The organism is Acidobacteriota bacterium (genome assembly GCA_009838525.1).
Classification (GTDB): Bacteria; Acidobacteriota; Vicinamibacteria; order Vicinamibacterales; family UBA8438; genus VXRJ01.
Genome location: VXRJ01000034.1, coordinates 640 through 11,786, shown reverse-complemented (window position 1 = coordinate 11,786; position 11,147 = coordinate 640). Strand labels below are relative to the sequence as shown.

At 67.3% G+C, this 11,147-nt stretch carries 8 protein-coding genes; 1 reads left to right on the top strand and 7 read right to left on the bottom strand.

Features of this window, described 5'->3' with window-relative positions:
- Positions 1 to 24: 24 nt before the first annotated feature.
- The 7 genes from F4Y45_14340 to F4Y45_14310 form a co-directional block, all read right to left on the bottom strand.
- Positions 25 to 2,106: a VWA domain-containing protein gene (locus F4Y45_14340; GenBank protein ID MXY25681.1), complete on the bottom strand. Its 2,082-nt coding sequence runs from the start codon at positions 2,104 to 2,106 to the stop codon at positions 25 to 27.
- Between the two features lie 22 nt (positions 2,107 to 2,128).
- On the bottom strand, positions 2,129 to 3,046 hold the full coding sequence (locus tag F4Y45_14335) for a DUF58 domain-containing protein (protein ID MXY25680.1): 918 nt from the start codon (positions 3,044 to 3,046) through the stop codon (positions 2,129 to 2,131).
- Between the two features lie 66 nt (positions 3,047 to 3,112).
- Positions 3,113 to 4,084 carry a MoxR family ATPase gene (locus F4Y45_14330; protein ID MXY25679.1) on the bottom strand — a complete coding sequence of 324 codons (972 nt, stop codon included), beginning with the start codon at positions 4,082 to 4,084 and terminating at the stop codon, positions 3,113 to 3,115.
- Between the two features lie 213 nt (positions 4,085 to 4,297).
- Entirely contained in the window at positions 4,298 to 5,077 is a 780-nt protein-coding gene (locus F4Y45_14325) for a DUF4159 domain-containing protein (protein MXY25678.1), read from the bottom strand.
- The gene (locus F4Y45_14320; protein MXY25677.1) at positions 5,074 to 6,123 is read right to left on the bottom strand and encodes a hypothetical protein; all 1,050 of its coding nucleotides are present in this window, start codon (positions 6,121 to 6,123) and stop codon (positions 5,074 to 5,076) included. The genes F4Y45_14325 and F4Y45_14320 overlap by 4 nt, the downstream gene beginning before the upstream one ends.
- Complete coding sequence (locus F4Y45_14315; protein MXY25676.1) at positions 6,123 to 8,402, bottom strand: hypothetical protein; 2,280 nt, start codon at positions 8,400 to 8,402, stop codon at positions 6,123 to 6,125. Before F4Y45_14315 ends, F4Y45_14320 begins: the two co-directional genes overlap by 1 nt.
- 21 nt (positions 8,403 to 8,423) lie before the next feature.
- Positions 8,424 to 9,314, bottom strand: a complete 891-nt coding sequence (locus F4Y45_14310; GenBank protein MXY25675.1) for a DUF4159 domain-containing protein — start codon at positions 9,312 to 9,314, stop codon at positions 8,424 to 8,426.
- A 141-nt stretch (positions 9,315 to 9,455) separates the two neighbouring features.
- Between F4Y45_14310 and F4Y45_14305 the strand changes: the two genes are divergently transcribed.
- Complete coding sequence (locus F4Y45_14305; protein ID MXY25674.1) at positions 9,456 to 10,244, top strand: hypothetical protein; 789 nt, start codon at positions 9,456 to 9,458, stop codon at positions 10,242 to 10,244.
- The last annotated feature ends 903 nt before the right edge of the window (positions 10,245 to 11,147 follow it).

The following is an 11,147-nucleotide window of genomic DNA, read 5'->3' as shown; positions in this document are numbered from 1 at the left end:
TATTACTCCCGTTTCCGCTCACGCTCATTCCGCGTTCAATTGCGTCCGGGACAGCCGGTTCGAAACCAGCGTCTCGCTCAAGAACAGCAGCGCCGCCGCGACCAGCAGATACCACCAGATGGACTGCTGCCGCTCCAGATCCTCCGCCGGAATCACACGCTCCGGCGCCGCTGCCCCGTCCGCCCGCGCGCCCCCGGCGCGCCCGGTCACCATGCTCGCCAACTCCTCCGGATCGACCACGGTGAGGTCCGATTCGGCGAGGTCGACGTTCACGGCCAGCGACACGGGAAACGCGTCCGGCGCCGTCGCGTCGTGCACCTCGTAGAGCCCCTGCTCGGCGAGATCGATGTAGCCGGCGCGTCCTCCGACATCGACGGGCATCCGCTGGCCGGAGGGCGACATCACGACATAGTCCGCCCCGCCGACGCCCCCGTCGCCGAGCGAGACGTCCTGCTCGGCGAGATTCAGCACCTGCCCCGACGAGAACCAGGGCGTCGGCGGCGAATAGTTCGCCAGATGCTCCACCACGCGGTGCACCCACGGCAGGTACACCGGCTTCTTCGCGAAGTCGTTCCAGAAAGTGTCGATGGTCGAAGCCCAGAGCAGCACCGCGCCGCTGCCGATGCGTCGCTCGACGAGCGCAGGGCTGCCATCGTCGAAGCGAGCCAGCACGGTCGCGTCATCCGCCGGCTCGATGGGGCGGTACCGGAAGAACCGCGTCGTCGTCACGTCGCCGCTTCGCGGGGCGCTGAACACTTCGAAGACCGGGTGGCTGTAGTCGACGAAGCCGAGCGCTCCGCCACGGCCGGCGCGATCCGCGGGGGGCCCCAGCGCACCCGGCAACAGGTCGGGCGCGCCGGACCACGCGCTGCGCTCGCCCGAGACGACGAACAGGCCGCCTCCCTCCTCGACGAACGTCGCCAGCGCCGTGCCGGCCGCTCCGGCCGGTGGCCGCGTATCGTTGAGGATCGCGACCTCCCGGTCCGCGAAATCGGAAGCGGCAAGCGCATCGATCGTGACGGTCCGGACGTCGAACGCCGGTTCCGACCCGATCCCCAGAGCCCTCGACAGGAACAGGTGCGAGTCATCGGCAGCGAGGCCGTTCCCAACCAGCAACACCCTCACCACCTGGCCGGGCGAAACGACGAACCAGAAGACATCGTCCGCCGGAAGCGCATCGCCTTCGATGCGGACGGCGCCCGTCATCGGTTCGTCACCCAGCGTGACGGGCGCGAAGTCCACCGTCGTCGATCCGCTTTCCGGGAGATCGGCGGTCAGCGATTCCACCTCCCGCCCTTCTACCTCCAGTGTTACGTCCAGGCCACTCACCGCGACCGCGTTCCGGTTGGTCAGCCGCGCCGCCACCTGAATACGCTCGCGGCCGGAGAAATACTCGCGCTGAAACAGAACCCCGGCGACGCTGACGTTCGTGAGGTCCCCCTCGTCGCCGCCCACCTGCACCGGCGTAAGCACCGTTCCCGGTGGGAAGCGCACGCCGGACGCGCTCTCGACACCGCTCCGCTGAAAGTCGCTGATGAGCACCGCCTCGAGCCGCGGCAGGTCCGACGCTTCGAAGATCCCTTCGGCCAGCTTCAGGGCCGGACCGTAACGGGTGACGCCCGATCCCACCTCGGCGTTCGACACGAGACTGCGCAGACTGGCCCGGTCGGTCGTCGAGCGCTGGCCCGACTCGGCGCCGCTGTCGAAGAGGATCACGGTCGCCTGATCGTCCGCCGCGAGGTCATCCAGCACGTCGACCGCCGCCGCCTGGGCGCCCGCCCACCGGTCGCCGAAACCCATGCTCCAGGAACGATCGACCAGCACGACCACCTCGCGCGCACCCTCCGTGACCGCGGCCAGCGCCGCGGCGCGGAAGAAGGGCCGCGTGAAGGCAAACAGCAAAAGCAGCAGCGCGGCGCATCGGAGCAGCAGCAGGAACCAGTTGCGGATCCGCTGGCGCCGGAACGAGTGGAACGGAATCTTCCGGACGAACATCAGGGAAGGAAACTCCACCTCCTCCTTCCGCTCGCGCTGAATCATGTGGATGATGATCGGCACGGCGATCGTCACCGCCCCGAGCAGGAACAACGGCGCCAGCAAGCCCATTCAGTCCACCCCTCGTTTGCGCCTACCGCACGCGGTTCAGCTTCTCGCGCATCGCCAGGAACCTGAACAGCCCGTGATCCATTGGCTGCGACGTGTTGAAGAAGGCGTAGTCGATCCGGTTCTCGGCACAGAGCTTCGACAGCGCCGTGATGTGCTCCTGCACCAGCACCCGGTACTGTTCGCGTAATTTCTCCGGCACCACCGGCATGCGGCGCCCGGTCTCGATGTCCTTGAAGTTCGTGGCGTCGTCGTACGGGAAGTTGACCTCGGCCGGATCGAGCACGTGAAAAACCATCACGTCGTTCCCGCCGTAAGTCAGCGGCTTCAGTCCGTTCACGATTGCCTCCGGCTCGTCGTAGAAGTCCGAGATCACCAGCAGGATGCCGCGGCGCTTGAAGAACTCGGTCGCGCGGAAGAAAGGTCTGGCGAACGAGCCGGGGTTGCCGGCCTCGATCCTGTCGAGGGTATGGAGCACGACGTCGAGATGCTTCGCCGACGGCGGGACGCGGAGGACGATGTCGTCGTCGAACGTGACGATCCCGACCCGATCGCGCTGGGTCGTCGCGAAGTACGTGAGGCACGCCGCGAGGTAGCGCCCGTAGTCCAGCTTCGAGATACCGCCGCTCGAGAAGTTCATCGACTTCGAAATGTCGAACAGCACGGAGAAATTGGCGTTCGTATCCGCCTCGAACTGCTTCACGTAGAAGCGATCGGTCCGGGCGAACACGCGCCAGTCGATGAAGCGGATGTCATCCCCGGGCATGTAGCCCCGGTGCTCGGCAAAGTCGATCGACACGCCGAGGTACGGCGCCTTGTGCAGGCCGTTGATGAAACCGTCGACGACATTGCGCGCCAGCAGCTTGAGGTTGCCGATCCGGGCGAGCACCTGCGGATCGACGAACCGGGCGCCGGGAGCGAGCGGGCTGGTCGTGGTCGGCATGCGTCGCTGCCTCTTCCCTGCCGGTTCTTCCTCTACCGGTTTCTGCCGCGGTCCCGCATCGCGCCGCTACATTCGCGACGCCGGTACCGGCACCGCCTCAAGGAGCTGATCGACGATCTGATCCGACGTGACCCCCTCCGACTCCGCGTGGAAGTTCAGCAGCACGCGATGCCGCAGGACCGGCCGCGCCAGCGCGTGGATGTCTTCGAAGTTCACGTGGTAGCGTCCCTGCGTCAGCGCCCGCGCCTTGCTCCCCAGGATCAGATACTGCGCCGCGCGGACGCTGGCTCCGTACTGGACCCACTTCTTGACGAACTCCGGCCCGTCGCCATCCTTCAGCCGGCTGGTCCGGACCAGATCGAGGGTGTAGCGCATCACCGGCTCCGAGACCGGCACCTTCCGGACGAGTTCCTGGAACGCGACGAGGTCGGCCCCGGTCACCGCGTGGTTGTACGTCGGGTTGTTGGTGATGGTCGTGGTCCGGACCACCTCGAGTTCTTCGTCCTCGGGCGGATGCTCGATGACGATGTGAAACATGAACCGGTCGAGCTGCGCCTCCGGCAGCGGATAGGTTCCCTCGAGCTCGATCGGGTTCTGCGTTGCGAAGACGTAGAACGGCTCCTGCAACTGGTAGGTCCGCCCCTGCACCGTCACGCGGTGTTCCTGCATCGCCTCGAGCAGTGCCGACTGCGTCTTGGGCGGCGTCCGGTTGATCTCGTCCGCCAGCAGGATGTTGGTGAAGACCGGGCCCGGAGCGAAGACCATCTTGCGTCCGCCGGTGTCGGGATCGTCCTGAATGATGTCGGTCCCGGTAATGTCGGACGGCATCAGGTCGGGCGTGAACTGAATCCGCGCGAACTTGAGATCCAGGACCTGCGCCATCGTCTGGATCAACAGGGTCTTGGCCAGTCCCGGCACGCCGACGATGAGGCTGTTGCCACCGACAAACAGCGTCAGCAGCGCCTGGTTGATGATCTCTTCCTGGCCGATGATCTTCTTCCGCAGCTCCACGAGGATTTGCTCGCGGCCAGCCTTCATCTTGTCGGCCAGCGCGATGTCGTCGGGCGACTCCAGGTCGCCCGCCGCGCCGTCGGGCCCGGCCGCCGCGATGTCCGGCTCCGGGGCGGAAGGCGCCGCCGCCTCGGTCGTGGCTGTCTGCTCGGTGCCCGATTGCTCTTCGTCGCTCGGCTCGGGTCTGCCGCTGATATTGAGTGGCACGAATCGGTCCTCCAGTGGTCAGGTGCGTAAGCGTCAGTGCGTCAGCGCGTACATCACGTAATTGACGCCGAACCGGTAAGCCTCGTTCGTCACGTCGACGGCGAACCAGCCGGTGTTCGAATATTCCCAGTACTCTCCGATGTCGTTCTCGTAGTTGATGATCCCCATCATCCGCCCGTTCGGGTCGTTGTTCTCGAAGATGCCCCAGAACGTGGGAGGGGGGCCGTACATCGGCGCCATCTCGAGCGTGTCGATGTCGAAGAAAGAGTGAAAGATCGGGTGCTCAGCGGTCAGCTCGATCGGGACGAGCCCCGGGACGGCGAGGTCGAGCTGCCGCACCAGGTTGTACCAGTGATCGCCCGTGAAGTCGTCGAAGATGATGAAGCCGCCCTTGCGAAGGTAGTTGCCGAGCGCCTCCAGATCCGCTTCGGAAGGCCGCCAGAAGCCGGGTTCCGCCATGTAGGCGACCGGGTAGCGGGTAAGCATGGGATCGTCGAGCGGCAGGACGTTGCCGCCGTTCGGCGCGAGCACGATGTCGAGGTCGCTGATCTCCTCGATGATCCGGCCGAAGTTCTGCTCGGCGTGCGGGTAGTCGTGCGCCCACTTGACGTCGCCGAGAAACGCGCCGGTCTGCAGGCCCCAGTACATCTCGTAGCTGATCCGGACAAAGGTGAACCGCCCGTCGTAAGGGACATTCCCCGGCCGGACATCTTCCGCCCCGTCGAGAGCGGCGCCCGGGTACGCGAAGCCGGCGATCCCGGCGGCCGAGACCGCCGCCAGGAGCAACGCCGCAACGACGGTCCGCACGGTCATCGCGGATCCGTGGCGTCCGACGCGCCTTCCCTGGCTTCCTCGAGCTGACGGATCTGCCGGCTCTTGAGGGCCAGCTCAACGAGCAGGCGTTCCAGTTCCGCCTCGTACGCCGCCTGATCGGCGCCGCTGCGAAGGACCCGGAGCTCGTCGATTCGCTGCTCCAGCTCCGTCCGTTCGGCGTAGAGGGGAGCCAGCTCGGGGTCGTCGGCGAACGGCATCCGTTCGGCCGCGAGCACCTCGCCCGCCGTCAGGAACGCCGTGCGCGCCAGCATCCCGTCGCCTTCCAGCGGATCCGGCTCCTCGGTCCCCTCTCCGTCGCCGTTGTCATCGAGCAGCGCGTGCTCGGTGCGGAGAATCCCCTCGGTTTCGTACTCCGCGAGCACCTTCAGGCGCGCGTAGGTGAAGGCCTCCAGCATCGACACGCGCGAGTCGCGATCCTGGTCCGCCTCGTCCCCGCCCTCACCGAACGCCTCGACGAAGTAGCCGCCGAAACGCGTCGCGTTCCGCTCGCGACCGTTGCGCGTCGCCGTCATCACGACCCGGCCCTCGCCCGACAGCGTCTCGACGAACGGCCCGCTCGCGCTGGCCGTATTGACGAACGTGACTCGGCGCCGGCCAAGCCGGTCGAGCATCGGCGCGAAATCCTCCGCCGAGGGGTCGCGCCCCGGCAGGTTGAACTTCGGGCCGTCGGTGAACGTCCCGTGGCCGAACAGCACGATGGCGACATGATCCGTCGGTCCGGCCCGGTCGGCGATCGCCGCGACCGCGGCGTCGAGGTTCTCGCGCGTGGAGCGCTCGTCGATCCGCTCCGGATCGATGTCGACCTTCTCGCCCAGGTAGGTGATGTTGTCGGCGGGCACACCGTAGTTCTCCATCGCGGAATCGATCAGCGAAGTCGCCCAGCCGTGGAACTGTTCGGTGTACATCGGATCGCCGCCGAGGCCGACCACCAGGAGCAGGTGCGTCTGCTGCGCGTGCGCCGGGGCAGCGCAGAGGAGGAACAGCAACGCCCCGATGGCGGCCGCGCGTCGAACCAGCACGCGCATCACGCCAGCCCCCGGAACCGCCGGAAGCCCCACTCGCCCAGCACCAGGGCGGTGAGGAGGAGGAGGAGCGCCGGCATATCCCAGAGGTCGTGCTCCTCGACGACGGTCACACCGCCGCCGACGTACTGGATGTCGTCCGCGAGCGTGCCCACCGTCTCCGGCGTGTAGAACCGTCCGCCCGTCTCGTCGGCAACCCGCTCGAGCAGCGGAGTCCGCATCGTCGAGTCATAGAACTCGGCGTCGCTCGGCGCCACCTGCACGTAGGCGACATCCTCGCCCAGCAGGTCATCACCCAGCATCGCCTCGACCCGCACTTCGTAGAACCCCTCGGCGGGCGGCGTGAACGACGTGCGGTACTCGCCGTCGCGCTGGGCCGTCCACTCCATCGGCAGATCCGTGAAGTTGCCGTCCGGATGCGTGATCGACGCCAGCACCAGGCTGTTGTTCAGCTCCTCGAAGTTGGCGTCGCCGACCGATGCCAGAATCTCCACCGTCTCCTCGGGCTGGACCCGATCGGTGGGCAGGTCGATCGTCACCTGATCCGGCACGCCGTCCACCAGCCAGCGGAGGAGCCGCCGCCAATAGGTCTCGTGGGTCATGTCGTCGACTTCGATGTCGGCGTGCATCTGCCAGGTCCACGAATCCTGGACCGGAAAGGCGAGCGACTTGCCGGCCCCGTAGCGCTGGAAGGCCAGCAGCACGAGGTCGCCGCCCGCGCCGGTCAGGAGCGTGGTGGCGCCCGGCTTCACCTCGGTAATCGGGTTGACCACGGTGATCGGCGGCAGCTCGCTCCATCGTGCCGCGGAGGCCTCTTCCGTATCCGCGATCTGCGTGGCGACATGCGTCGCCCCGGCGCGGGTCGTCTCGACCCCGATCTCGGTGAAAAAGCTCTCGTCGCCGTTGCCGCCCTCGTCGGCGAGCACGACCGGGAGGACGTCCGACACCGGCGTTCCGGCGTAACCCCCCTCCGCGAACGACCGGCGGCCGCCCACCATCAGGAGTCCGCCCCCGCGGTGGTTGACGAAATCGCCGATCATGCGGAGCTGGTCCGGCGTGAAGTGGTTCGCCTCGATGCTGCCGAGGATCAGCCCGCTGTAGTCGTACAGTTCGCCCCGCGTCGTGGGGAAGCCGCCGACCAGGTCGTCCGGCCCGTCGACGTTGAACCGCATGAACTTGTTCTCCGCCGTCCGCTGCAGGATCACGACCTGCAGATTCTCGTCGTCCTCGACCGCGCGGCGGAGAAACTTCACTTCGAAGCGCGGCTCACCCTCGAAATAGAGAATCTTCTCGCGCCGGTCCTCGACCACGATCAGCGAATCGCGAACGTTGTTCTGCGTCACCATCTCGCCCGGCTGCGGGGTGACGCGGAAGGTGAACAGCCGCGGACCCTCCTCCGAGGCGGTAAAGCGCAGCCGGACGGTCTGCAGGTCGTCTTCGTCGCCCAGCACGACATCCTCGGAGCCGACGATCCGCCCCTCGTCCTCCACCTGGACGCTCACCGCCTGGCCTTCGTAGCCCCGGTGCGACACGACGACGTCGGTGACCAGCGACGCGCCGCGAAGCACGCGCCGCGGCGTCTCGACCCGGCCCAACTGGATGTCGCGGTCGAACTCCTCGCGCCCGAGGCCGACCGTGAACACCGGGACGCCCGCCGCCTGGACCGGCAGCAGCGATTCGGCGAGGCCGGCGGGCGCGTTGTCGGCCCCATCGGTCACCACGACCAGCCCGGACAGGGGGACATCGGACAACTCGTCGTGCGCCCGCTCGAGGGCCTGCCCCAGGTGTGTGCGGGTCCCGTCATAGGTCAGTTCGTTCACGACGTCGAGACGATCCGTCTCGTTGGCGAAACCGAAGAAACGGAGGGAGAAGCGCTCGTTCAGGGCGGCGCGCAGCGGCGCGTCCGTAGACGCCAGCTGCTCCTGGACGAACTGCAGGCGCGGCGTCTCGTCGGTATCGGCGATCCGCATGCTGCGCGACTCGTCAATCAGGACGCCGAGGAAGTTTTGCTGCGGCACCACGGACGACAGGATCAGCACCGGCTGCATCAGGCAGAAGGCCAGCACCGCGAAGGCGGCGAGACGCACGACCGTCAGCACCAGCCGATCGATCGGCTGGCTGTTGCCCCGCACCTGCGCATACGACCGCCACGTCACGACCCCGGCCGCGATTGCCGCCAGGGCCGCGATGCCGCCGATCCAGGACGCACGGAAGGTGAAATCGCCCTGCTCGAACATGAGCGGGCGGTACTTGAAGAAGAACTCGAAAATCGCGTCGAACATCGCGCGGAAGGGCCAGACGCCCTAGTGACTCATCGCGTAGACGATGAAGTTGATTCCCATCTCCACCGCGAAGGTCGAGAACCGTAGCGGGTACTCCGGGCGCTCAGCCCACTCCCAGGCATCCCCCAGGTCGGTGTTCCAGTTGATCAGCACCATCAACCGGCCCTTGTCGTCGAAGATGCCACGAACGTGCGCCTCGTAACCGTCCTGCTCCCAGGTCCGCCCGCCATAGAAGTTGCCGATCGCCGGCACCTGCATGATCTCGTCGATCCGGTACACGGTGTTGAAGACGGGGTGCTCCAGGGGAACGTCGATGATCGGATACTCCGGGAACACCTCGCGGATCTGCTGTTCGAAAGCGGCCCATTGCCACGATCCCCAAAAGTCGTCGATGACCAGGAAGCCGCCCGCCAGCAGGTAGTTGCGCAACCCCTCGATCTCGGACCGGCTCAGCGCGATGTCCCCCACCTCGAGCGCATAGAGGAAGGGGAACTTCCGGATGTTCGGATCGTCGAGCCGGACCGCGTTCTCGTACGGGGAACCGTCGATGTCAATCAGGCGGTTGACGACGGTCATGAACTGCCGGTCCGCCTTCGGATAGTCGATCGCCCAGCGCGAATAGCCCCATCCGCTGCTGTAGATGGCGCGGGTGAAGTAGAACTCGTGCGGCCCGACGGGGCGGTTGAGGGTGCCCCGCCCGCGGCTCAGCAACTCGCGCGGATCGAAGGGCTGCTGTCCCTGCCGCTGGGCGTGAACGCCGTCGCCGATCGGTTCGCCGTGAACCGGGCCCGCGGCCGGGAGCGGCGCGGGTGACGGCGGCACCGAACCGGTGTCGCCCGGGCGAACCGCCACCACTGCGGCGATCAATGCCGTCAGAACGACCGCGACCCGCACAATTCGGGACGGATGCATCGGGTGCTCCAGAGAGGTTGAATCGCAGCATAGCACAGCCGGTCAGCCCGTTCGGGACGGTTGTAACGTGCCTCCGAGGGATGGTACGCTTACTGGGCCTGCCTCCATTACATGCGCGTCAGCCGGATCGCTCGCGTCCGCATGGTTCGTATCGCGCTCGCGGCCTGCGTGGTCGCCGCCGGGCTGCTTGTGACGCCCAGCCCCGCCTCGGCTGAGGAAGAGCAGCAAGCCGATTTTGCCTTCGGCTGGCCACGCTGGTCGGTCGCCATCCGCGGCGTCGGCCTGCGGGCGCAGGCCGAAGGGGATATCTACGACTTCTTTCAGGAACAACTGTTCGCGCGGCAGAGCCCGAACGACGACCCCACGGACCCTGCCGCCGGCCACCTGAACTTCAACGCCCCGGGCATCGCCTTCCTCGTGGGGTACGCCGTAACGCCGAGGTTGGACGCCCGGGTCGGCGTCGACTACTTCCAGGCGTTCCAGCCGTCCGAGCAGCGCCACTTCGTCGGTTCGGACGGCCTCCCGATCGAGCAGGAGACGACGTTGGCCCAGGCCGGACTGAGCGGCAGCATAACGCTGGCGCTCCTGCCGCGCGGCCAGGCGATAGGAAACTACGTCTGGATCCCGGCCAGAGTGGTGCCGTACGTCGGCGTCGGTGTCGGAATGACCCGGTACAAGCTAACGCAGGCCGGTGAATTCGTCGACGCCGTCGACGGCGCGCTCTTTGCCGCCCAGTTGGCGTCGACCGGCTGGGCCGGCACTACGCACCTGATCGCCGGCGCCGACGTCCGGCTGACGACGAGCGTGGCGACGACCATCGAGATCAGCCACAGTCGCGGGAGCGGGCAGTTGACGGAGGACTTCGCCGGCTTCGATCCGATCGATCTGTCCGGACTCCGGATTGGCGCTGGCATTCGCGTGGCGTTTTGACGCATAGTGGACGGTAGGTGTCGGGCCGTGCCTTGTCGCGCCCGAGCCGCCAGAACAACGTGACGCATAGAGAGGGAAGAACCATGCGGATCACGCAGCGGACGTTGCTCGCGATACTCGCCGTCAGCCTGATCCTGGCGTCGCCATCCGCGGCGCAGGACCGGACCGTCGCCGCAGCGGTTGCCGCTGGTCAGTCGGAAGCCGGGACGGCCGACCCGGATGCGCGTTGGCTGCCCTGGCTCGGCTGCTGGCAGCTCTGGGAAGAGCAGATGGAGCGTGCCGACGAAAACGGCTCCGAGTTTCCGGAGCGAACCGTCGTTTGCATGACCCCCACCGCCGACGGCGCCGGAACCCGGCTCGCGGCGCGCGGCAACGGCAAGGTGCTCGTGGAACGGACGCTCATCGCCGACGGTGTCCGCCGCGACATTGCCGACGGCGGCTGCGGCGGTTGGGAACAACGCACCTGGTCGAGCGATGGCTACCGGCTCTACACGCACGCCGAGCTGCGTTGCGGCGAGGATGCGCCGGTCCGCCGGACGAGCGGCATCAGTCTGATGTCCGGCCGTTCCACGTGGGTGGATATGCAACTCGTGACCGTCGGCGAACGGCAGCACATGGAGATTCGCCGCTACACGTCCGCGGCGAGCGGCGGCGATCTGGATGAGGACGCGCTCCCGGCGTCCCGGGACGAGATCCGCCAGGCGCGCGTACGGGCCGGCTCGTCGCTGACCCTTCCCGGGATCCAGGACGCGGCCCTGAAGGTCGATCCCCGCGTCGTCGAGGCGATGCTGACCGAGGTCGAGCCGCGGCTCGACCTCGGTCCCGCCGAGTGGAAGGGGCGGGGTGCCGCAGGCCTCGATCGCACCGTCCAACTCCGGGAGGGGGGCCTCGCCGACCCCCGAC

What these genes read in the sequence shown, in the direction of transcription:
- F4Y45_14340 (MXY25681.1), bottom strand. Translation starts at nt 2,106, where the DNA reads ATGGGCTTGCTGGCGCCGTTGTTCCTGCTCGGGGCGGTGACGATCGCC.
- F4Y45_14335 (MXY25680.1), bottom strand. Translation starts at nt 3,046, where the DNA reads ATGCCGACCACGACCAGCCCGCTCGCTCCCGGCGCCCGGTTCGTCGAT.
- F4Y45_14330 (MXY25679.1), bottom strand. Translation starts at nt 4,084, where the DNA reads ATGAAGGCTGGCCGCGAGCAAATCCTCGTGGAGCTGCGGAAGAAGATC.
- F4Y45_14325 (MXY25678.1), bottom strand. Translation starts at nt 5,077, where the DNA reads ATGACCGTGCGGACCGTCGTTGCGGCGTTGCTCCTGGCGGCGGTCTCG.
- F4Y45_14320 (MXY25677.1), bottom strand. Translation starts at nt 6,123, where the DNA reads ATGCGCGTGCTGGTTCGACGCGCGGCCGCCATCGGGGCGTTGCTGTTC.
- F4Y45_14315 (MXY25676.1), bottom strand. Translation starts at nt 8,402, where the DNA reads ATGTTCGACGCGATTTTCGAGTTCTTCTTCAAGTACCGCCCGCTCATG.
- F4Y45_14310 (MXY25675.1), bottom strand. Translation starts at nt 9,314, where the DNA reads ATGCATCCGTCCCGAATTGTGCGGGTCGCGGTCGTTCTGACGGCATTG.
- F4Y45_14305 (MXY25674.1), top strand. Translation starts at nt 9,456, where the DNA reads ATGGTTCGTATCGCGCTCGCGGCCTGCGTGGTCGCCGCCGGGCTGCTT.